The 21,043-nt window shown below is 59.1% G+C and carries 21 protein-coding genes; 9 read left to right on the top strand and 12 right to left on the bottom strand.

What is annotated here, in order from left to right:
• Positions 1-36: 36 nt before the first annotated feature.
• The 9 genes from ABEA58_RS13465 to ABEA58_RS13425 all read right to left on the bottom strand — a co-directional run bounded on the left by ABEA58_RS13465 (position 37) and on the right by ABEA58_RS13425 (position 7,146).
• Positions 37-261, bottom strand: coding sequence for a hypothetical protein (locus ABEA58_RS13465; RefSeq protein ID WP_345552287.1), 225 nt, complete (start codon positions 259-261; stop codon positions 37-39).
• A 282-nt stretch (positions 262-543) separates the two neighbouring features.
• Complete coding sequence (locus tag ABEA58_RS13460) at positions 544-1,164, bottom strand: PepSY domain-containing protein (protein WP_345552285.1); 621 nt, start codon at positions 1,162-1,164, stop codon at positions 544-546.
• Between the two features lie 106 nt (positions 1,165-1,270).
• On the bottom strand, positions 1,271-1,921 hold the full coding sequence (locus tag ABEA58_RS13455; RefSeq protein ID WP_345552283.1) for a hypothetical protein: 651 nt from the start codon (positions 1,919-1,921) through the stop codon (positions 1,271-1,273).
• 101 nt (positions 1,922-2,022) lie between these two features.
• On the bottom strand, positions 2,023-2,445 hold the full coding sequence (locus tag ABEA58_RS13450; RefSeq protein ID WP_345552281.1) for a hypothetical protein: 423 nt from the start codon (positions 2,443-2,445) through the stop codon (positions 2,023-2,025).
• Positions 2,446-2,712: 267 nt separating this feature from the next.
• On the bottom strand, positions 2,713-3,465 hold the full coding sequence (locus ABEA58_RS13445; protein WP_345552280.1) for a TerC family protein: 753 nt from the start codon (positions 3,463-3,465) through the stop codon (positions 2,713-2,715).
• Between the two features lie 139 nt (positions 3,466-3,604).
• Entirely contained in the window at positions 3,605-3,910 is a 306-nt protein-coding gene (locus tag ABEA58_RS13440; RefSeq protein ID WP_345552279.1) for a putative signal transducing protein, read from the bottom strand.
• 63 nt (positions 3,911-3,973) lie between these two features.
• Positions 3,974-5,482 (bottom strand): aldehyde dehydrogenase, encoded by a 1,509-nt coding sequence (locus ABEA58_RS13435; RefSeq protein WP_345552277.1) that lies wholly within the window; start codon positions 5,480-5,482, stop codon positions 3,974-3,976.
• Between the two features lie 151 nt (positions 5,483-5,633).
• The gene (locus tag ABEA58_RS13430) at positions 5,634-6,170 is read right to left on the bottom strand and encodes an asparaginase domain-containing protein (RefSeq protein WP_345552275.1); all 537 of its coding nucleotides are present in this window, start codon (positions 6,168-6,170) and stop codon (positions 5,634-5,636) included.
• Positions 6,171-6,483: 313 nt separating this feature from the next.
• Positions 6,484-7,146 (bottom strand): fumarylacetoacetate hydrolase family protein, encoded by a 663-nt coding sequence (locus ABEA58_RS13425; protein ID WP_345552273.1) that lies wholly within the window; start codon positions 7,144-7,146, stop codon positions 6,484-6,486.
• A 246-nt stretch (positions 7,147-7,392) separates the two neighbouring features.
• Here ABEA58_RS13425 and serA point away from each other — a divergent pair, with 246 nt between their 5' ends.
• Both serA and rarD read left to right on the top strand, forming a co-directional pair.
• Positions 7,393-8,625 carry a phosphoglycerate dehydrogenase gene (gene serA, locus ABEA58_RS13420; protein WP_345552271.1) on the top strand — a complete coding sequence of 411 codons (1,233 nt, stop codon included), beginning with the start codon at positions 7,393-7,395 and terminating at the stop codon, positions 8,623-8,625.
• 156 nt (positions 8,626-8,781) lie between these two features.
• Positions 8,782-9,687 carry an EamA family transporter RarD gene (gene rarD / locus ABEA58_RS13415; protein ID WP_345552269.1) on the top strand — a complete coding sequence of 302 codons (906 nt, stop codon included), beginning with the start codon at positions 8,782-8,784 and terminating at the stop codon, positions 9,685-9,687.
• A gap of 370 nt (positions 9,688-10,057) precedes the next feature.
• Here the strand turns inward: rarD and ABEA58_RS13410 are convergent, their stop codons facing one another.
• From ABEA58_RS13410 to ABEA58_RS13400, 3 genes are all read right to left on the bottom strand, one after another.
• Positions 10,058-11,035 carry an alpha/beta hydrolase gene (locus tag ABEA58_RS13410; protein WP_345552267.1) on the bottom strand — a complete coding sequence of 326 codons (978 nt, stop codon included), beginning with the start codon at positions 11,033-11,035 and terminating at the stop codon, positions 10,058-10,060.
• 348 nt (positions 11,036-11,383) lie between these two features.
• A complete protein-coding gene (fba, locus tag ABEA58_RS13405; RefSeq protein WP_345552265.1) occupies positions 11,384-12,448 on the bottom strand; it encodes a class II fructose-bisphosphate aldolase in 1,065 nt (354 codons plus the stop codon).
• 83 nt (positions 12,449-12,531) lie between these two features.
• Entirely contained in the window at positions 12,532-13,695 is a 1,164-nt protein-coding gene (locus ABEA58_RS13400; protein WP_345552263.1) for a phosphoglycerate kinase, read from the bottom strand.
• Between the two features lie 371 nt (positions 13,696-14,066).
• On the opposite strand from ABEA58_RS13400, the gene ABEA58_RS13395 reads away from it, so the two are divergent.
• From ABEA58_RS13395 to ABEA58_RS13365, 7 genes are all read left to right on the top strand, one after another.
• Complete coding sequence (locus ABEA58_RS13395; protein ID WP_345552261.1) at positions 14,067-14,282, top strand: CPXCG motif-containing cysteine-rich protein; 216 nt, start codon at positions 14,067-14,069, stop codon at positions 14,280-14,282.
• 431 nt (positions 14,283-14,713) lie between these two features.
• Positions 14,714-16,108, top strand: coding sequence for a penicillin binding protein PBP4B (gene pbp4b, locus ABEA58_RS13390; RefSeq protein ID WP_345552260.1), 1,395 nt, complete (start codon positions 14,714-14,716; stop codon positions 16,106-16,108).
• 119 nt (positions 16,109-16,227) lie between these two features.
• Positions 16,228-16,626 carry a globin domain-containing protein gene (locus tag ABEA58_RS13385; RefSeq protein WP_345552258.1) on the top strand — a complete coding sequence of 133 codons (399 nt, stop codon included), beginning with the start codon at positions 16,228-16,230 and terminating at the stop codon, positions 16,624-16,626.
• A gap of 276 nt (positions 16,627-16,902) precedes the next feature.
• Positions 16,903-17,688, top strand: a complete 786-nt coding sequence (locus ABEA58_RS13380; RefSeq protein ID WP_345552256.1) for a DUF2884 family protein — start codon at positions 16,903-16,905, stop codon at positions 17,686-17,688.
• Positions 17,689-18,071: 383 nt separating this feature from the next.
• Positions 18,072-18,296, top strand: a complete 225-nt coding sequence (locus tag ABEA58_RS13375; RefSeq protein ID WP_345552254.1) for a DUF350 domain-containing protein — start codon at positions 18,072-18,074, stop codon at positions 18,294-18,296.
• A gap of 11 nt (positions 18,297-18,307) precedes the next feature.
• Positions 18,308-19,132 (top strand): transglutaminase domain-containing protein, encoded by an 825-nt coding sequence (locus ABEA58_RS13370; RefSeq protein WP_345552252.1) that lies wholly within the window; start codon positions 18,308-18,310, stop codon positions 19,130-19,132.
• A 191-nt stretch (positions 19,133-19,323) separates the two neighbouring features.
• A complete protein-coding gene (locus ABEA58_RS13365; RefSeq protein ID WP_345552250.1) occupies positions 19,324-20,658 on the top strand; it encodes a serine hydrolase in 1,335 nt (444 codons plus the stop codon).
• Positions 20,659-21,043: the final 385 nt, after the last annotated feature.

The following is a 21,043-nucleotide window of genomic DNA, read 5'->3' as shown; positions in this document are numbered from 1 at the left end:
AAGCCGGGGCAAGTTGTCGTAGTCTGTTGTCGTGGCTTATTGCTGTGATTGTGCATCAGCACCGGGATTCATTTTCCTTACAGCCAGCATTTGAATGGCTCTGGAATCACTATTGATGATTCTTTCCAGCGCTTTGATAAGCTCGGCACCAGAGACCGTTGCCCACCTGGGGTACCCATAGGATGCCTGCATTGAAATCAACGCGAAGCTGGCAAGAGGGTTCGTATAATCATGGCTGATATTTTGGGTATCCAAAATCACCAGTGTCGCCGAACAGGCGACCGCAGATCCACAAAGAAGATGGATTATAAAATCCTCTTTCTTTGCCTTTAGATAAATTTCTATACCCTCTTATATCCCCACCCTCCATCATCCCCATCTCTTTAGCCAGCGCACCAACATTTCTTACACAATGAATAAAGCTGCATTAGAAGGCGATTTATAATCGGATAGGACTCACACTGAAAAAATTTGGGACACAAAATTTTTCTTAAAGATACCGAAGAATAATCAAAAGCATCACAAAAAAATTTTGCAGAACAGCTAATCACAACTGTTATTCACAGCACCTCTGCCAGAGAAATATATTCTCACTCCAAATACCATAAGAGCCATCAATAGCAGCAGCCCTACAAAGCCCATTAGCTGATTTACAGCTGACCATGGCGTCCATTGCAGGTAATGAATCCTGTATAAGGAATCAATAATCTTCCGATCAAAACCTTGCTGATTGAATGTCAGACGATCCCAATTCAACTCCACCTCAATCCCGGTTGAGGTATAAGCCGTTAAATTTTCGATCCTCTCAATGGCGCCATACCGTGCAGAGTTTCTGGATACCGCGTCTTCAAACAACAACTTCAATCGCTGCTTATCTGGAATCTCCGATGGTTCCAAGGTGCCTGGGTTTAAATTCCAATAATCCCCGTTGGATCTAGCGAGCACATGAACACCAAGGATCGACTTTATTACTCTGACCTCCTCCCAGAGATCATCCATAGAGATAGAATAGTCAGACTCCAATGGGTACGTTTTGGGGTTTAAAATTTCATAGGCACCTGCATAACCCGGTTTTATGAAAAATACCACCCCCGTGATCGCCCAACCAACCATTGGGACCATCATGGCCAAACCTATGTACTTATGAAATCTTCGGCTGAACATTTATACTTCTATCTTGATTTTAAATGACAAGATTGTCAGGACCAGATCGCAAGAAAACTCTACTCCGGCCCCAACTTTCCTAGTTGAATCGTTAGCGCTATTGATCCTAGTTTCGATTCCGGATGAGGTACCCCTTGCTGGCCAGCTCCTTTTTAACTTCTATATTTTTTGAGTCAGACTCTTCCTTTAAAAGGAATTTAAAGTCCCGCTCTAGCTCATCATTAACTGCAAAACCATCAAGTGATTGAACGTTATAATCAACCGTAAGAATCTCTCCGATATAATTTATGCTATTTTTTTGGACATTAAATATAAAAACATTCCCTGTATCCTTTGGAGCAGAGCCCGGCATAAACATAGCTCCGGTCCCAGTCGGAATGATAGCCCCGTATGAGCCCCTCTCCTCCGCCCATAAGACATATTGCCCTTCCTCTAACGGAAAGAAGTGAACAAAGACATATCGGCTGCCACCAACATGACCGAATGGCCTATATAAAGCATCCCAGGGCTCGCCCATGATAAACTTTTTTTGTTCCCGCTCTATTTTCCCATTATCGCCTACCTTGAAAACTCTATAGTTGACAAATGGGAATGGCGGAGACAGCAATCCTTTTGAATTCATTCTTCCTGCGGACATTAAAACAAGCCCATCCTTACTGCCTGGATCATTCAAATTGTCCAAATTGATATTCTTTACAGTGGTTGCACAACCACTCAAATAAACAATTAAAACTAAAATTAGGCTTCTGATCTTCATTATTTGACACCACTAGGCATTAGTAGGTTGGCCGATACCGATGTTGGCTAGCGCCAAACAGGCAATAACTTCGATAGATAGATGAATCTATCTACCAGCGTTCACCATATTTTCCACCATGACCTTGCCTTATCTTTGCCATTTTCCTCATCGGGAAATAATATCTCGCCATCTTCAGCGCTTACATCAAAGAAACCAACCCTGTGTTTTATTGCGAGTTCGCGCATCACCGGGAAGGCCTCTTCCGCAACGCTCCACGAGAAAGCAGAATAGATAACACTCTTCCCGACACAGTGGTCGGTTACTCTTTCGTTATCCACATCACCAGAAGCAAGTGGACCATTCATCGGCGGGAAGTAAGCGATCATCTCTTTGAACCACGCCTGAAGAGCTTCACTGGAAACAGCGTGATCTCGGTAGGAATGACCCTCGGCCCATCTGGTTTGCTCAGCAAACCATTCCATGAACGCCTTTCTTTGCCTGGGCGCAACAGAAGGCTCGAAAACCATCAAGTCATAGCTCATATAAAATCCTTTTATTAGTCACATAACACGCTAAGAGGAGGTTTTCACTAAAGAAAACCTCCAAGAACTCACAACCCTTATCTCTCCACTGCGAAACTGATCAAATATGAAAAGAAAACCTGTTTTATTAATAACAGGGATAACGTTCCCGCTATTTATAAAAACATTTTTATGGCCTGTTTTTTGGTTAACTAAAATCATTTATTCAGGGGCACTCAGCGCCCCTTTTATTTTATAGCCGGCTCGCTTCTTAGCTTGAATCTCGATCTAGCCTTTTTTCTCATGAAAAGGCTTGTGCAGTTCCACTGGTTTGGCCTGCTTCTTCCGCAGACGGATATTGAGCATTTCCACCGCCATCGAGAAGGCCATGGCAAAGTAGATGTAGCCTTTGGGCACGTGCACTTCGAAGCCTTCAAGAATGAGGGTGAAGCCCACCAGAATCAAGAAGGACAGGGCGAGCATTTTTACCGTGGGGTGGCGCTCGACGAAGTCGCCGATGGGCTTGACCGCCACCAGCATGACAAGCACCGCCAGAATAATGGCGACCGCCATGATCGAGATCTGGTCCACCAGCCCCACTGCGGTGATAACGGAGTCCAGCGAGAAGACGATATCCAGCACCGCGATCTGTACCAGCACCATGCCGAAGCTGGATGCCTTTACCGCACCCCCATCATCATCCACACCTTCGAGGCTGTGATGAATCTCATGGGTGGCCTTGAACAGCAGGAAGAGGCCGCCGCCGACGAGAATCACATCGCGACCGGAAATTTCCTGCCCGAACACGCTGAACCAGGGCTCCACCAGCCCCATGATCCAGACGATGGAAAACAGCAGCGCCAGCCGCATAAGCATGGCCAGACCGAGGCCGACAAAGCGGGCGGTCTCCCGCTGTTGCGCTGGCAGGCGGCCGACAAGAATGGAGATGAAGATGATGTTGTCGATGCCGAGGACGATTTCCAGTGCCGCCAGCGTTGCCAGCGCGATCCAGGCTTCGGGGCTTGCTATCCATTCAAACATTCGGTTTTCCTTTTGCCGCGGTTGTTTCCAGGTGCCTCATTCTAAGGTGACACCGCCGGCCAGGCCATGCCGCGCATGCGTCATCGTTCCCCGCACCGCCTGCCGCGATGAGGTTCAGGGAAAAAGCACGCTCGGAAATTCAGGCATGCGGGCGGGGCTCACCACAGTGCCAGCAGTAATCAAAGGCGGCGCCATTGGCTTCGCCACAGGCTCGGCAACCCCAATCCGCCTGCGGTTCATCGGCCTGCCGCAATAATTGCGTGGCGCGCTCGAAGTCGCGCTCACGCTCCAGCCACAGCTCCGCCCAGGCCTGGTGCGGGGCCAGTTCGCCGGCCGCGCCCTGGGCGAATTCATTTTTGAGAAATACCGCGATACCCGCCAGCTCCAGTTTGCTTCTGGCCAGTTCGACCAGCAGGCGGTTTTCGTGGGTGTAGATCAGCTTCATAAAAAAGGGCCGCTATTGCGGCCCTCAAGATACGAAGAAACAGATCTTCTGAACAGTGGCTGATCAGGAGATGTCGATCCAGGTGGACTTCAGCTCGCTGTACTTGTCCAGCGCGTGCAGAGACTTGTCGCGGCCATTGCCGGACTGCTTGAAGCCGCCGAAGGGCACGGTGATGTCGCCGCCGAAGTAGTTGTTGACCCACACGGAACCGGCGCGGATATCGCGGGCCATGCGGTGGGCGCGACTGATGTCCTTGGTCCAGACACCGGCAGCCAGGCCGTAGATGGAGTCGTTGGCGATCTGCAGCGCCTCTTCGTCGCTGTCGAATTCGATCACCGCCAGCACCGGGCCAAAGATTTCCTCCCGGGCGATGGTCATGTCGTTGGTGACCTTGGTGAAGATGGTCGGCTCGTAGTAGTAACCGCCTTCCACCGGCTGCGCCGGGGCGCCGCCACAGAAGAGCACGGCACCGTCTTCCTTGCCCTTGGCCACGTAGTGCTCGACGGTGTCGAACTGGTTCTTGTCGATCAGGGCACCCATCACGGTATTGGGGTCCTGCGGATGGCCGGGCTTGAAGCGGGCCGCGGCCTTTTTGACCTTCTGCATAAACTCATCTGCGATGGACTTGTGCACCAGCAGGCGGGTACCGGCGGTGCAGGTCTCGCCCTGGTTGTAGAACACCGCCAGCGCCGCCGCTTCGGCCGCCTTGTCGAGGTCGGCATCGGCGAAGACGATGTTGGGACTCTTGCCGCCCAGCTCGAGGAAGGTGCGCTTCAGGTTGGACTGGCCGGAGTATTCAGTCAGGGTCTTGCCCACATCGGTGGAACCGGTGAAGGTCAGGCAGTCGATATCCATGTGCAGGCTCAGCGCCTTGCCCAGGCTGCTGCCCGGTCCCGGCAGAACATTCAGCACGCCGTCCGGCAGGCCGGCCTCTTTCGCCAGGCCGGCCAGTTTGATGGCGGTCAGCGGGGTGTTGGAAGCGGGCTTCAGGATCACACTGTTACCGGTCGCCAGTGCCGGGCCCAGTTTCCAGCAGGTGGTGGACAGCGGGAAGTTCCACGGCACGATGGCGGCGACAACGCCCAGCGGCATGCGCTCGATCAGGCCGATTTCGTTGGGGCCGGTGGGGGCCATTTCGTCGTAGATCTTGTCGACCGCCTCACCGCTCCAGCGAATGGTGGTCACCGAGCCGGGCACGTCCACGTTCATGGTGTCGCTGATGGGCTTGCCGGCGTCGAGGCTTTCCAGCAGGGCGATCTCGTCGCGGTTCTGCTCGATCAGCTCGGCGAAGCGCACCATGATTTTCTTGCGCTGCATAGGCGGCATATGGGACCAGACGCCGGATTCGAAGGTCTCGCGGGCGACCTTGACCGCCAGCTCGGCGTCCTCGGGGCCACAGCTGGCTACCTGCGCCAGTTCGCGACCATCGCCGGGGCTGAAGGTCGGACGGGTCTCGCCGGACAGGGCGTCGACATACTCGCCATTGATGAAGGCCCGGCCCTCGATCTGCAGGGCCTCGGCCATCGCCTGCCACTCCTGCAGGGTCTGGGGGGTCTTATTGTGTTCCGACATGGGCACCTCACGGTTGAAATTGAAGGATCGTTCGGTTTATACCGAAAATGTGATCACAAATCAAAGAGCGGCCAATTGTAACGCGCAATCCCGCCCCCTGCGAAGATGGCCGGGAAGAATTTTCCGCCAGTGTCCGGCCCGCCAGACGGATTCAGCCAGACCCGGCCACGGCCTCGAAGGTGCCGGTTTCGCGGTTCTTGTGCGCGCCGGGAATGGGAAACACCCGGTTGTGGAAAGCGATATAGAAGCCCGGCTGCAGCAGGCGGGCGGCCAGCAGGGCCTCGGTGACATTCTGGCGGGCATCGGAATCGATAAAGCCCATGGGCTTCATGGCGCCGGTAAAGACCACCGCCACCGGCGGTGTGCCGAGCTTTGCAAAGCAGTAGTCGGCGGTGTTGGCCATGGTGTCGGTGCCGTGCAGAACCACGATGGGGTCGCCCTTGGCGGCGGTGCGCGACACCGCATCTGCGATCAGCTGGCGGTCGGCGTCGTCCATCTCCAGCGAGTCCTTGTTGAGCACGCTGTCCAGCTCCAGATGGGTATAGGGCAGGCGCAGGCTGGCGATGAGGCCGTCGCGGATGATGGAGGCGCGGTTGCGCAGGGTGCCCTCCTCCTCGCAGTAACTCTTCTCGATGGTGCCGCCGGTGGTGAGGATACGGATGGTCTGGATGGGGTTCAGCTCGGTCATCGCGCAGTCTCTCTGTCATTTCAGGGCGTGTGTCGTCTCCAGCGGGCGCCTTGTGGACACCGTGGAGAATGATGCAGGCCGCTGGGTTTGCCAGCCGGCGGGAATAGAGCGGCACGCGGGATGCGCGCATTTTCGCAGTGCAGTATCTGTATCAATGCGCGCGGAATCATAGTTTCACCCGGCCCTGCCGGCAATGAAATGAATGGTAGTCCCGGAAGGGGGCAATCACGGCACCGGTTTGCATTGCCGGGGTCGCCCGCTGACCGCCCATGCCGCTGCGGTTTCGCAAGTCTTCCCAGGCCACTGCGATCTTTTAGACCACCGCGGTCTCCACCCGCAGCCAGTCCTCTTCCAACTGCAGGGCGAGGCGGTCGCCGTGGTGCAGCTCGCCCACGCCGGCGGGGGTGCCGGTGAGAATCACATCGCCGGGCTCCAGGGTGAAATAGCTGCTGATATAGGCGGCGAGGTCGAGGATCGGCGTCAGCATATGGGCGCTCTTGCCGCGCTGGCGAACCGCTCCGTTCAGCCACAGGGTGTAGGTCAGGGCATCCCAGTCCGGCAGCCAGTCCAGCTTGACGAAGGGCGACAGGGGGCAGGCGCCGTCAAACGCCTTGGCCTTTTCCCAGGGGTGGCCATCGGCCTTCAGCTGCGACTGCAGCTCGCGCAAGGTCAGATCCAGCGCCAGCCCCAGCCCGGCGATGGCGGCGGGCACCTCGGCGGCGTTGGCGCCGCTGAGCCGCTGGCCGATCAGCAGCGCCAGCTCGCCCTCGAAGTGACAGCTGCCACGGCCCACCGGAAGGTGGATCGGCGCGCGCAGATCCACGGCGGCGGTGGCGGGCTTGATAAACAGCAGCGGCTCCTGCGGGATCGGATTGTTGAGCTCCGCCGCATGGTCGGCGTAATTGCGTCCCACACAGACGATTTTGCCGACAGGTAAGTCACATTCGCTGGCGCAGGTATATTGATGCCGGTACATGCCGGTGCCCCCTTTAGGATAAGTATCTCGCGTAAAGCTTTTACAGCCCCGTGTGTTATGATCGCGCCCTCGCCGGACCCCCGGTTGCGCGCACTGGCGCATGCTCAGGAGCGGATGGTTTGCCGCCCGGGCTTTCTGCGCAAGGCCCCGCAAGTTTGACCACGCGCTGGCGCGAACCTGCCGTGACCGCACAATCCAGCGCTTTTTAACTTTCTCAAAAACTGTTGCCCATAGTAGAGAGTGTTTATGGCTCCGCAAATCTCTTTGCAAAAAGACAAAATCCGCATCCTGCTGCTGGAAGGTGTGCACCAGTCGGCGATCGACCTGCTGGCCTCCCGCGGCTATACCAACGTGGAGTACCTGAAGACTTCGCTGCCGGAAGAGCAACTGATCGAAAAAATCGCCGATGCCCACTTTGTCGGCATCCGCTCGCGCACCCAGCTGACCCGCAAGGTACTGGAAAACGCCCCCAAGCTGATCGCCATCGGCTGCTTCTGCATCGGCACCAACCAGGTGGACCTGAAGGCCGCCACCGAACTCGGCATCGCCGTGTTTAACGCGCCCTACTCCAACACCCGCAGTGTGGCCGAGCTGATCATCGCCGAGACCATCCTGATGCTGCGCGGTATCCCGGAAAAGAACGCCCTCTGCCACCGCGGAGGCTGGCTGAAATCCGCCTCCGGCTCCTACGAGGCCCGCGGCAAGACCCTCGGCATTATCGGTTACGGCGCCATCGGCTCGCAGCTGTCGGTTATGGCCGAGGCCATCGGCATGCGCGTGATCTTCTTCGATGTGGTGACCAAACTGCCGCTGGGCAACGCCTCCCAGGTTCACTCCATGGACGAGCTGCTGGCCCAGTCCGATGTGGTCAGCCTGCACGTGCCGGAACTGCCGTCCACCAAGATGATGATCGGCGGCGAACAGCTGGAGAAGATGAAGCCCGGCGCCATTCTGCTAAACGCCTCCCGCGGCACCGTGGTGGATATCGACGCACTGGCGGCGGCGCTGAAGAGCGGCCACCTGGCCGGTGCCGCCATCGACGTGTTCCCGGTGGAGCCCCGTGGCAACGATGACGAGTTCGTGTCGCCGCTGCGCGGCATCGACAACGCACTGCTGACCCCGCATATCGGCGGCTCCACCATGGAAGCCCAGGAAAACATCGGCGTCGAAGTGGCGGAGAAGCTGGCCACCTATTCCGACAACGGCACCACCACCAGCTCGGTCAACTTCCCCGAGGTGGCACTGCCGGGCCAGGGTGGCGCCCACCGCCTGCTGCACATCCACAAGAATGTGCCCGGGATTCTGAGCGCCATCAACCAGGTGTTCTCCGAAAACGCCATCAACATTTCCGCGCAGTTCCTGCAGACCAACGAGACCCTCGGCTACGTGGTCATCGACGTGGACGCGGAGTACTCCGACCTGGCGCTCGAGAAGCTGAAGAATATCCCCGGCACCCTGCGCTGCCGCGTACTCTTCTAAGCGACCCACCACAGGCCCCGGCAGTCTGCCGGGGCCTTCCCCAAGGGCACTGACCCGGGCGGATTTTCCCGGTAGAATCCGCCGCTGCCGCCGCGCGATCCGCGACGGCTTCCCCCCTGCTTCATGAGAACGACGGCCACAAGCCGCGAGTAACCCGTGCCCCATAAAGATTCCGCTGCCGCCGGCCTGCTTGCCGGTATTACCGCTTTCCTCCTGTGGGGGATGGCGCCGCTGTATTTCAAGCTGCTGGACGGCATCCCCGCGCCGGAAATCCTCGCCCACCGCAGCGTCTGGTCGCTGCTGCTGGCACTGCTGATTCTGCTGCTGATCGGCAAACAGCGGGATTTCCTCAGCACCCTGCGCGACCGCAGGCGCATGGCCACCCTGGCAGTTTCGACGCTGCTGATCGGCAGCAACTGGCTGGTTTTTATCTGGGCCATCACCAATGCCCATATGCTGGATGCGAGCCTCGGCTACTACATCAACCCCCTGATCAGCGTGCTGCTGGGCGTGCTTTTTCTGGGGGAGCGCCTGCGCCCGCTGCAGTGGCTGGCGGTAAGCCTGGCGGTGATCGGTATCGGGCACGAGCTGTGGCAGTTCGGCGAACTGCCGCTGGTGGCGCTGTTCCTGGCATTTTCGTTTGGCTTCTACGGCCTGGTGCGCAAACGCGCACCGGTGGAGAGTCTCACCGGCCTGGCGGTCGAAACCCTGTATATGCTGCCAATCGCGCTGCTCTACCTGCTCTGGAGTGACAGCCCCACCAGCAACCTGACCGGCAATGCCTGGCAGCTGAACGGCCTGCTGCTGCTCGCGGGGCCCATCACACTGGTGCCGCTGCTGCTGTTCAATATCGCCGCGCGCCGGCTGAACCTGTCCAGCATCGCCTTTCTCCAGTATCTGGGGCCGACCCTGATGCTGATGCTGGCGACACTGGTGTTCGGGGAACCCCTCAACGAAACCAAGCTGGTGACTTTTGCCTTCGTCTGGGTCGGGCTCATCCTTTACACCGCCGAAGCGCTGGCGCACAGGCGCAACCAGCGCGCGCTGCTGCGGGCCGCGTAGCGGTTACAGGCCAGCTTTTACGACGCGATTCCGCTTATACCGTCACCCGCGCGGAGGGCCTGAGCGGGCAAAAATAAGCCGCAGGCGAAGACTCGGGGAAACGAAGATTCGGGGAAGCGGATACTCGGTGAAAGGCTAGCGGGCGGCCCTATGCGGCAGCACCCCCCACTCCAGAACCCACTCCAGAACCCGCTCACGGAACAGCGAAAGAGCTGGGCAAGAACCGGCAAAGGCGCCAGGAAAGTCGTCAGGAAAGGCGTCAGGAAAGGCGTCAGGAAAGGCGTCAGGCAAAACACTAGCAAGGGCGCCAGCAAAAACGCCAGGTAAGCGGCCGACGAGAATGCCCGGCAGAACCCTGCTGATCCGCCGGCTAATCCCGCAGCCAGCTGTCCAGCGCCTTCAGAATCTGGTGGCGGTAGGGCTGGGTCTCATTGATCATCTGGTGGCGCGCACCGCGCACAATGACCCGCTTGCTGTTGGGGAAGCGGGCGCGGATGGCGCGCATGTTGTAACGCCAGGAGACGGTTTCATCGTCGCTGCCCTGCACCACCAGAATGCGCTTGGGGTTGCGCGCCGTTTTAGGGAAAGCGTGCAGCCAGTCCACCATCGCCGCCAGCCAGCGCATCGACATCACCGGGGATTGCAGCGGATCCCGGTGCGCCTGGCGGCGGGCGAATTCAGCATCGTGGGTATTGATATTGAAGCCCCGGTTGGGCTCCACCATAAAGAACTGCCCAAAGTAGAACATCCACTTGCGCAGATGCCAGCGGGCCGGGCGGATCAGCGGCGCCAGCAGGAAGACCTTGTCAAACGGCTGCCAGAAACTGTATTGCAGGTAGGCCAGCAGCGCCGCGCCGCCGGTGCTCTGGCCCATGGCGTGCCAAGGGCCCGGCAGCCGCTCGCGGGCGATATTCAGCAGGCTGTCCAATACCTGCCGGTACTGCAGGAAGGTATCGATGGCCACCGGCTCACCGCTGGAGAGTCCGTGGCCAGGAAAATCAAAAATCACCACATTCAGGTTGCGCTCCAGGCCGAAGCGGATCGCCGCACCATAAATGCCCGTGTGATCGAAATAACCGTGACAGATAAACAGCGTGCCGCGCGGCTCCTCTACCAGCCAGTACTGGGAGACCAGCTCGAACCCCGCCGCCTGAAAAGTGCCGACGCCGGTTTTATGGGCCAGCGGAAAGTGCAGGTTGTAGTAGGTGCGGTAGTCCTTCAGCTCCGGCAGCAACGCTTCCGCGCCGCTGAAGTCCAGGCGGGGCAGCTGTTCGCGCAACGCGGTAAAGTCCGGCCGTTTGAGGACCGGGCTGTGCTCCAGCGTTGACAGTTCACGTATTAATTCCATAGACCACATAGTACTGCATTTTGCGCCAGCCGGAAGCCATGCAAATCAACTGACCTCGGCGGCAAAACCGCAAGCGGTTGCGGCGCAGCCTAAGCGCATAACCAAGGGCTGCAGTGAGATGGCCTAAAGGCTGTAAACAGGCGCGAATAAAGCTGGCGAAGGGACGCAAGGAAGCTATCTGAAGCTATCTGAAGCTATCTGTAAAAACGCTGGGGACAAGCGGGAAGGAAACAGGAAGGAAACTGGAAAGAAACCGCAGGGAGGCGGCAAAGCGGCCGAAGCCGAAATATGAAACCGGGGCGTGGCATTTCTTGAATGCACACGCCCCGCGCGATGCCCAGGCAGGTGTTACTTGATCTGCGGGTTCAGCTCTCCAGACTCGTAACGCTGGACCATGGCGTCGAGGCTCAGTGGGCGGATCTTGCTGGCGTTGCCGGCGGTACCGAAGGCCTCGTAGCGAGCCACACAGATATCCTTCATCGCGTCCTGCGCCGCCTTGTAGAACTTGCGCGGGTCGAATTCGGATGGGTGCTCGGCGAGGAAGCGGCGCGTGGCACCGGTGGAGGCCAGACGCAGGTCGGTGTCGATATTGACCTTGCGCACACCGTACTTGATGCCCTCGCAGATCTGCTCCACCGGCACGCCGTAGGTTTCCGGAATCTCACCACCAAATTCGTTGATTACCGCCAGCCATTCCTGCGGCACCGAGGAGGAACCGTGCATCACCAGGTGGGTGCCGGGAATCCGCGCGTGAATCTCGCGGATGCGGTCAATGGCGAGAATGTCCCCGGTGGGCGGGCGGCTGAACTTGTAGGCGCCGTGGCTGGTGCCGCAGGCGATCGCCAGCGCGTCCACGCCGGTCTTGGCGACAAAATCCGCCGCCTCTTCCGGGTCGGTGAGCAGCTGGTCGTGCGACAGCTTGCCCTCGGCACCAACACCATCTTCCTCGCCGGCCATGCCGGTTTCCAGGGAGCCCAGGCAACCCAGCTCACCCTCGACGGAAACGCCGCAGGCGTGGGCCATTTCCACCGCGCGGCGGGTCACATCCACGTTGTACTCGTAGGAGGCGGGCGTCTTGCCGTCCTCCTCCAGCGAACCGTCCATCATCACCGAGCTGAAGCCCAGCTGGATGGAACGCTGACAGACCGCCGGGCTGGTGCCGTGGTCCTGGTGCATTACCACCGGGATTTCCGGGAACTCCTCGATGGCGGCCAGAATCAGGTGACGCAGAAAGGGGGCGCCGGCGTATTTGCGCGCGCCGGCGGAGGCCTGCACGATCACCGGGGAGTCGGTCTGCCGCGCCGCTTCCATGATCGCGCGCATCTGCTCCAGGTTATTGACGTTGAATGCGGGCACGCCGTAGCCGTACTCGGCAGCGTGATCCAGCAATTGCCGCAAACTGATAAGTGCCATGAAAAATTCCTTTCTCGTCTAAGCCAAAATTCTGTTTTCTTGCTTTCGTCACCGCCGGGCTTGCCGGCGGGACAGTGTGAAGATCAATCGTTCGCGCGGGATTCCAGCATCGCTACCGCCGGCAGCGTCTTGCCTTCAACATATTCGAGGAATGCGCCACCACCGGTGGAAATATAGGAGACCTGATCGGCAATGCCGTACTTGTCCACCGCCGCCAGGGTGTCGCCACCGCCGGCAATGGAGAAGGCATCGCTCCCGGCAATGGCTTTCGACAGGCGCTCGGTGCCGCCGCCGAACTGGTCGAACTCGAATACGCCCACAGGGCCGTTCCAGATAATGGTCTTGGCATTGCGCAGGATTGCCGCCAGCTGCTCGGATGACTGTGGGCCGATGTCGAAAATCATATCGTCGCTTGCGACCTCATCGGCGGACTTGGTCTCGGCGGCGGCGGTTTCGCTGAATTCCTTGCCGGTCACCACGTCCACCGGCAGGGGAATGTCGCACTTCTCCATCAGCGCCCTGGCGGTATCCACCAGATCGTGCTCGCACAGGGACTTGCCCACCGGCTTGCCGCTGGCGGCGAGGAAGGTATTGGCGATGCCGCCACCGACAATCAGCTGATCCACCTTGTCGGCCAGGGTTTCCAGCACCGTCAGCTTGGTGGATACCTTGGAGCCACCCACGATCGCCACCATGGGGCGGGCGGGTTGCGCCAGCGCCTTCTGCAGCGCATCCAGCTCCGCCGCCAACAGCGGGCCGGCGCAGGCCACCGGGGCGAATTTGGCCACGCCGTGGGTGGAGGCCTGGGCCCGGTGCGCGGTGCCGAAAGCGTCCATCACAAAAATATCGCACAGCGCCGCATAGGCGCGGGCGAGCTGTTCATCGTCTTTTTTCTCGCCCGCGTTGAAGCGCACGTTTTCCAGCAGGGCGACGGCGCCGTCTTCCAGCGTCACACCTTCGCGCCAGTCCTTGATCAGCGGCACTTCACAGCCCAGCAGCTTGCCCAGATGCGCCGCCACCGGCGCGAGGGAGAACTCTTCGGCGTACTCGCCTTCCGTTGGCCGCCCCAGATGCGACATCAGCAGCACGCGGGCGCCGGCATCCATGGCTTGGCGAATGGTGGGCAGCGCGGCGCGAATTCGCGCATCGGAGGTGACCGCGCCATCTTTCACCGGCACATTCAAGTCCTCGCGGATCAGCAGGCGTTTACCCGCGAGATTCAGATCAGTCATCTGCTTGACGGCCATCACCAGTCACCTCTGTTTTGTGAAACGTTAAAAATGGGGGCGGATTATAACAAGCGCAAAGGCCTACGCCGACCGGGACTTTAGCGGATAATGCGGTCATAGGCGATGACAAATGTCCCGAAATCCGCGGTTTCGATACGACGGATTTCCCCGCTATTTTTTGTAGTTAAACTACACTCGCACACGGTAATTTCACTACAAAAAATGCCCCAGAATTTTCCGCCCGCGGGCTGCAGGGCAAGGCACGCTTGAGAGGGTATTAAAGGAAACATGCCGCGCAGACATTGCGCGGCATCGCGGGGAATCACCCCCGCAAACACCGCCGCCCATGGCAGGTATCAGGATAGCGATCAGCGGAGGGCTAACAATCGATGACAGGTCTAGAGGAATACCGCGGCCACTGCCCCTACTGCGGCGAGCCGATCACCCTGCTGGTGGATACGTCGCCGTGTTCGCAAGGCGGTTATGACTCCTATCGCTACATCGAAGACTGCCAGGTTTGCTGCCGCCCGATCGCAGTCACGGTGGCGATGGAAGAGGATGGCTCCCTGCGTGTCAGCCTGCAGGACGAGAACAGCGCAATTTAAATCTACATTCGTTGATGATCGAAGCACCAACATCACCCCCACAGGGGCAACCTGACACATTTGATTCGCAACAAATTATTCTTCTCGCCAACATCCTGTAAAATAATTTATTCTTCAGGCGCGATTGGCGGCGCCACGGTGCATCACCAATACAGACCCACAGGCGGACTCACGGGCGACGAGGGGAGAGGAATATGCGAGCCGGGAACATAAACAGCGGAAAAATAACAGCCGCAGCCACAGCTGCGGGCAGAAAATGCGCAGGCCCCGCTCCGCTAGCAGACGCCCTGACACCCACCCGCTCTCTTGCGCTCACCGCCTCCCTCACGCTCAAAGACCCTGGCACCCTAAAAGGCTGCGCCGATGCGCGGAAATCCCGCTTAAGCCACCGCTTCAGCGCCGGGCTAAAAACCCGATTAAAAAGCCCGCTGATGCAACGGCTGGGCGCCTATGCCACCGCCCTGCTGATTGCCCTGGCCAGCCAGGGACAGGCCGCGCCCATTGCCAGCGACGAGCCACCCGCACCAGCTCTGGCTATCAATGAACAGGCCAGCTGCGATCTTCCGGTACTGCGCCATGCCGCCAGCCCGGAGCAGGCCGGCTTCAGCAGCACCGGCCTGAAGCGGGTCGACCAGCTGATCGAGGCCGATATTGCCAATGGCTTTCCCGGCGCGGCGCTGCTGATCATCAAGGACGGGCGCATTGTGAAGAGCGCGCAGTACGGCTACCGGCAGAAGTTCGCTGGCCTGCAGCCGCTGGCGACGCCGGCGCCAGTGGAGCGGGACACGCTGTTTGATCTCGCCTCCAACACCAAAATGTACGCCACCAACTTTGCCCTGCAGAAGCTGGTAAGCGAGGGCAAGCTCGACGTGGACGCTCCGGTGCGCCACTATTTGCCGGAATTTACCGACCGCGATGGCGATAGTATTCGCGGCAAAAACTCCCTGCGCGTGCGCGACCTGCTGCAACACTCCGCCGGCTTCTCTCCCGATCCGCAGTTTCACAACCCCGCATCGGCAAAAGAACTTTTCTCCCAGCAGCGGGAAAAAACCCTCGCACTGATTCCGCAAGCCCCCCTCAACTATCAACCGGGCAGCAAAACCGCCTACAGCGATACCGACTATATGCTGCTCGGCCTGCTGGTGGAGCGAATTGCCGGGCAGCCGCTGGATGACTATGTCGAACAGCACATCTATGCGCCGCTGGGCCTTCACAACACCAGGTTCAACCCGCTGCAAAAAGGCTTCAAGCCCAGCCAGTTCGCCGCCACCGAACTGATGGGCAACACCCGCGACGGCACCATCGACTTCCCCAATATCCGCCGCCACACCCTGAGGGGCGAGGTCCACGACGAAAAAGCCTTCTATTCCATGGGCGGGGTATCCGGGCACGCCGGGCTGTTCTCCACCACGGAAGATCTCGCCTTGCTGCTGCAAACCATGCTCAATGGCGGCGGCTACGGCGATGTCTGCCTTTTTGATCAGCAGACCATCACCCGCTTTACCGCCCCCTCTCCGGCAGACCCCACCTTTGGCCTCGGCTGGCGCCGCAATGCCAACGCGGACATACAGTGGATGTTCGGCGAGCTGGCAAGCCCACAGGCTTACGGCCACACCGGCTGGACCGGCACACTCACCCTCATAGACCCGGCCCACAACCTCGGCATAGTGCTGCTGACCAACAAAAAGCATTCCCCGGTGCTGGACCCGGAGCACAACTCCAATCGCTTTGCCGGCGATCTATTCGCCACCGGCCGCTACGGGGCCATTGCCACCGCCATCTATGAGGCACTGATCGTCACCAATGCGACCTCTGCGGCTCAGTAGCTGCAGAGATTCTGCGCGGATAAGCCCTTCCCGGATTTCGCTCGCACCGATACAATCCGCGCTTTTTCACCATCCTTTGCCTTCAATTACCGATCCCAACCACTCGCGGAGTCCCTCTGATGCAACAGGCTGCCAGTGATATCGTTTTCCAGAGCTATGGACGCTGCTGTAATAACGAGCAATTTTTTATCGATTTCTACGACCGCTTTATGAGCTCTTCCGATGAGGTTCGGGCGCTGTTCGTGGACACCGATATGAAGCAGCAGCGCCATCTGCTGCGCAACGGCATCATGCAGCTGGTGCTGCACTCCCGGGGCATGCCAGACACCAAGCTGCGCGCCCTCGGCGAGAGCCACTCCCGCCGCGGCTATGGTATTCAGCCACAGTGGTACAGCCTCTGGCTGCAGGCACTGATCGACACCGTGCGCAAACACGACCCGGAATTCGACGAGAACACCGAAGCCAGCTGGCGCGAGGCTATCGGCCCCGGTATCGAGCTGATTCGCGGCGCCTACTGAGCGCGCTTCCAGCCCCGTTCGCGGCCCGGCGCCCAGCGCCCAATCGCAAGACCGAAAGATACGCAAAAGCACTGGCCGGCCTCCCAGCCGGCAGCGCCGCTTGCCCGCTGTGCATCGGCTCCTGATCCGGCCCCTGCCCCTGCCCCTGCCCCTGCCCCTAACAGCATCCGCCATCGCGTCGGCGTCAGCCTGCCAAAAAAATTTTCAGTCACTGCATCCATGCGCCGGTTTCAGCGCATCCTATGCATAACTGAATAAACAACCGGACTCGCTGATATGTGGAAACCCCTGTTGATTGCCGCCGCCATGGGCGCGAGCGGTATCGTCTGCGCCGAAAACCTGGAGCTTGGCGACGATAACGAGCAGTGCAATATCGATATTTCCCACACGGTGCGCCTGGGACCATCGTCCATTGATGTGCGGGAGAGCGCCCAGTCCAGCGAAACCCTGTTTCTGTATGAGGTCCCCGCGACCCTGATGGTCAATGGTCAGGCGATTGCACTGGATGTGACACAGCAGACCCTGATGGCCCGCTACTACGGCCAGATGCACGAGGCCAGCCGCAACCTGAACCTGCTTTCCCTGCTGGCAGTGGATGTGGCCCTGCACGGCGTGGGGATTGCGCTGACCGTCCTCGCTGGCAGCGACCACCCCAACCTCGAGGAACTGCACCAGGCCATGGCAGACGTGCAGCGCCGCGCCTATCAGCGCTTCAGCGAGCAGGACGGCACCTACACCCTGGGTACCGAAGGTGTGGAGACCTTTGTGGAAGAGGCCATCGGCAAGGACCTGGAACCCCGCCTGGAGCAGATCGCCATGGACTCCGCCGGCAGCATTGCCTGGGGTGCCTTCAAGGCGGCCCTGACCGGCGGGCGCAGTATCGAACGCCAGGCGGAGCAGGCCGCCGCGGCCGCGGAAGAGGCCATCGAGGGCAAGACGGAAGCCCTGCATGCCATGGCCGAGAGTCTCTGTCGGCAGATGGAGGCCATCGACCGGACCGAAACCCAGGTTCACGCCGCCATCCCGCAACTGGCGGCCTATGACCTGGTCAAACTGCACTGATTCTCTCTCGACCCAATCGAACCCAACCGACCCGATCTTGATCCCCTCGGCCGCCCAGTGCGGCCTTTTTTATTTTCGCCACGCGCGGATGCCTGGCCCCTTCACAAAGCGGTACGCGCTTCCTAACGCCCTCCCTGTTCCAGCAGCCGGCGCGCCTGCGGCCTGCCGCTCCAGCCCCGGGATCCAGCACCCCGCTGGCCATAGCGCCTGCATTCCATTTCCCGCACACTTCCCCCGCTCCGCACACATGCTCCATACTGTTCAGCTGAAGGGCCCGCACCGGGAAATTTCTGCCCTTGCTGCAACCACAGCTCAGCGCGGCGCGGCACTTTATGATTTAATCGGCACCTCTTCAGTTTTATGGACTACTGAATATCATGCAGATGGAATTTATTACTGCCACCCTCTTCAATATCGGCATCAATATTCTGTATACCGTGCTGGCGCTCTTTATCGGCATCGTTTCGCTGATGCTGATCGACAAGAAACTGCTGCGGCATGTGGATATCGAGGGAGAGCTCAAAAAAGGCAATATCGCCGTAGCGATTTTCGCCTCCACCATCCTCCTCTTTGTTGCCCTCATCATCTCCTTCGGGCTCAAAGGCTGAGCTCTTTCCCCATGCGTCACTGGCTTTTACTCGGACTGGTCACCGCCGCACTTATCGCTCCACACCTGGCCCTGCAGGCGGGCGGTTACTACGATATTCCGCCCCAGCCCGTTGAGCACAAGGGCATGGTTGCGCGGCAGATGGAGCTGTCCTCGGCCGAGCGGGTTCGCGATAACCAGCGCGGCGTGGTGCGTGTACAGGGCAGCAGCGAGCCGCTGACCGAGGAATTCCTTCATCAGGCGGTGGAACAACGCAGCCTTGAGGACAGCGCCTATGTCTCCGTGTGGCACTGGCGCGGCATTCGCGATGCCACCGCTTCCGCGCGCGGTCTCGACAGCAAACATCACTTTGCCAACAGCTATCTTGTCGGCTTCCAGCCCTTCACCACACGCGAGCTCTGGGTGCCCCTCTATACCCTGGCGACCCGCAAGGAATATCAGCTCGATCACCTGCAATATTCCGGCCTTGCGGATATCTGGCAGACCTCGCGGCAGGCTTATTACCAGAAACGCGGCGACTGCGAAGACCACGCCATCCTGCTGGCCGACTGGCTCATCAACCTGGGCGTGGATGCCCGGGTGGCGATGGGCACCTTCAAGGGGGAGGGGCATGCGTGGGTGGTGGCGATCGTCAATAACCGCGAATACCTTTTGGAGGCCACCAGCAAAGAGCGCCGGAGCAGCTTCCAGGCCATGCCCCTGGCGGCCCTGGCCGAGGGCTACGACGTGGAATTCCAGTTTAACCGCGACTTCTTCTGGGCCAAGCGCAGCAAAGCTGCCACCAGAAACTATCGCGGCAGCCACTGGGTGAAAAAGTCGCAGTTTATTCGCGGCTGACCGTTTTTCCCCCATTACCGCGCAACCAGCCCCGCCACACCGTCATCGGCAAACTTCCCACCCCGGCCTTCAATCCGCGGCCCCGCCGGCAATTCGCGCTCACCGCAGCGGCCCGCTTCCCCCATGCGGGTTTGCCCCGCCCGGGGCGGGTCGATATGATCCTGCGGTCATTTCTCAAAGAGGTACCGCCTGTGAACCTGCACCGTGTTTTACTGCTGCTTTGCAGTGCTGGACTTTCCATGGCGGCCACGGCCGGCTGCGGACACTCGACCTCCCTCTCGACTTACTCCTCAGCCTCGGCACCGGACAAACAGTGCGAGCAGCTGCAGGAGTGGTTGTCTGCGGCCGGCCCGGAATATCCCATTCTGAATGCCGTCATGGCCGACCCTGAGCCTCACCGGCTGCAGATCATCTATACCCGCATAGACCGCGACCGGCACAATAACCCCGAGTTGCGGGAGTACCACTACGGGCTGGATAACAACCGCTATTTTTATCCCGCCAGCACCGTCAAACTGCCAATCTCGCTGCTGGCGCTGGAGTGGCTGGCCGAACAGGATGTTGAGGGGCTGACCTCTGCAACCACCATGCTGACCGATGCCGCCGCCCCCGCCCAGACCAGCGCATATCGCGATCCCACCGCCGAGAGCGGCACTCCCAGCATCGGCCACTACATTAAAAAGATTCTTCTGGTGAGCGATAACGATGCCAGTAACCGCCTGTATGAACTCTTGGGGCAGGACTACATCAATCAGAAACTGGCGAATAAAGGGCTGCGGCACACGCTGATCAATCACCGCCTGAGCACGGCCATGACGGAAGAGGAGAACCGCCAGTACAACCCCATTCGCTTTATCGACGCCGCAGGCGAGACCATCCTGTCCCTGCCGGCGCGCCACAGCGACACCCGCTATATCAATACCAGCCACCCCAAGCTGGGCAAAGCCTATATTGCCGCCGGCGAGCGCATCCCCACGCCGATGGATTTCACCACCAAGAACCGCTTGAGCCTCGGCGACCTCGATGGAGTGATGAAGCGTTTAATCTTCCCGCAGTTGTTTGCTCAGAGTGAGCGCTTTGCACTGCGCGAAGAAGACCGCGCGCTGCTGCTGCGCTATATGTCCATGCTGCCACCAGACAGCAGCGAACCCGCTTATTCTGCGAAAGAGTATCCGCACAACTACTCCAAATTCCTGATGTTTGGCGGTGAACCCCGGCAGATCCCCGAGCACATTAAAATCTTCAACAAAACCGGCTGGGCCTACGGGCATGTGATCGACTCGGCTTATATCGTCGATCTGAAGAATCGGGTGGAGTTTTTTCTTTCCGCGGTTATCTATGCCAATAAAAACGACACACTGAACGATGATGACTACCAGATCGACGAGGTGGCCAAACCGTTTTTGCGCGAGCTTGGCGGCCTGATCTATCAACAGGAGCTGAAGCGCGCCCGTCCAAACGCACCCGACCTCACTGCGCTCGAAAAAGTCACTGCGCCGGCAACGGTCCCCGCAATGCAGCACTGATCCTTTTTGCGTTATAGATAACAGCCTGTAACCGCCTGTGGAGCAGCGGTATTTGTCGCGCTCCCGGGCTTACACTTGAATAACTGATTCCCGGCGCTCAAGGCTCGATACTGAATACTGAATACTGAATACTGAATACTCAGAAATTCAAGCAGGTGGGCACTCAGGGGAGCTTCAAGCCATCAGCGCATAACACCGCTCATACCGGCGCGAAAATGCCGGGCGACTCTTACACCAGCATCGACACCAACATCGACTACACCAGCATCGACACCAATATCAACGGCGACATTGCCATCGACACCGGAAAACCCACAGTAGAGCGCCATTAGCTTCATTCAGTCGCAGCCATTGCAACCCACGCATTCTCCGCTCCCAGCATCAT

The sequence above is a fragment of the Microbulbifer aestuariivivens genome, assembly GCF_039545115.1.
GTDB classification, from domain to species: Bacteria; Pseudomonadota; Gammaproteobacteria; order Pseudomonadales; family Cellvibrionaceae; genus Microbulbifer; species Microbulbifer aestuariivivens.
The sequence above is the reverse complement of the archived record's forward strand: the minus strand, read 5'-3'. Positions and strand labels throughout refer to the sequence as shown.

Excerpts from the sequence above, each read along its gene's own strand:
- serA (WP_345552271.1), top strand. The coding sequence starts at position 7,393 with ATGGCTCCGCAAATCTCTTTGCAAAAAGACAAAATCCGCATCCTGCTG.
- ABEA58_RS13410 (WP_345552267.1), bottom strand. The coding sequence starts at position 11,035 with ATGGAATTAATACGTGAACTGTCAACGCTGGAGCACAGCCCGGTCCTC.
- ABEA58_RS13455 (WP_345552283.1), bottom strand. The coding sequence starts at position 1,921 with ATGAAGATCAGAAGCCTAATTTTAGTTTTAATTGTTTATTTGAGTGGT.
- fba (WP_345552265.1), bottom strand. The coding sequence starts at position 12,448 with ATGGCACTTATCAGTTTGCGGCAATTGCTGGATCACGCTGCCGAGTAC.
- ABEA58_RS13460 (WP_345552285.1), bottom strand. The coding sequence starts at position 1,164 with ATGTTCAGCCGAAGATTTCATAAGTACATAGGTTTGGCCATGATGGTC.
- ABEA58_RS13450 (WP_345552281.1), bottom strand. The coding sequence starts at position 2,445 with ATGAGCTATGACTTGATGGTTTTCGAGCCTTCTGTTGCGCCCAGGCAA.
- ABEA58_RS13425 (WP_345552273.1), bottom strand. The coding sequence starts at position 7,146 with ATGTACCGGCATCAATATACCTGCGCCAGCGAATGTGACTTACCTGTC.
- ABEA58_RS13430 (WP_345552275.1), bottom strand. The coding sequence starts at position 6,170 with ATGACCGAGCTGAACCCCATCCAGACCATCCGTATCCTCACCACCGGC.
- ABEA58_RS13435 (WP_345552277.1), bottom strand. The coding sequence starts at position 5,482 with ATGTCGGAACACAATAAGACCCCCCAGACCCTGCAGGAGTGGCAGGCG.
- ABEA58_RS13400 (WP_345552263.1), bottom strand. The coding sequence starts at position 13,695 with ATGGCCGTCAAGCAGATGACTGATCTGAATCTCGCGGGTAAACGCCTG.
- ABEA58_RS13380 (WP_345552256.1), top strand. The coding sequence starts at position 16,903 with ATGTGGAAACCCCTGTTGATTGCCGCCGCCATGGGCGCGAGCGGTATC.
- ABEA58_RS13370 (WP_345552252.1), top strand. The coding sequence starts at position 18,308 with ATGCGTCACTGGCTTTTACTCGGACTGGTCACCGCCGCACTTATCGCT.
- ABEA58_RS13375 (WP_345552254.1), top strand. The coding sequence starts at position 18,072 with ATGGAATTTATTACTGCCACCCTCTTCAATATCGGCATCAATATTCTG.
- pbp4b (WP_345552260.1), top strand. The coding sequence starts at position 14,714 with ATGCAACGGCTGGGCGCCTATGCCACCGCCCTGCTGATTGCCCTGGCC.
- ABEA58_RS13385 (WP_345552258.1), top strand. The coding sequence starts at position 16,228 with ATGCAACAGGCTGCCAGTGATATCGTTTTCCAGAGCTATGGACGCTGC.
- ABEA58_RS13440 (WP_345552279.1), bottom strand. The coding sequence starts at position 3,910 with ATGAAGCTGATCTACACCCACGAAAACCGCCTGCTGGTCGAACTGGCC.
- ABEA58_RS13445 (WP_345552280.1), bottom strand. The coding sequence starts at position 3,465 with ATGTTTGAATGGATAGCAAGCCCCGAAGCCTGGATCGCGCTGGCAACG.
- ABEA58_RS13395 (WP_345552261.1), top strand. The coding sequence starts at position 14,067 with ATGACAGGTCTAGAGGAATACCGCGGCCACTGCCCCTACTGCGGCGAG.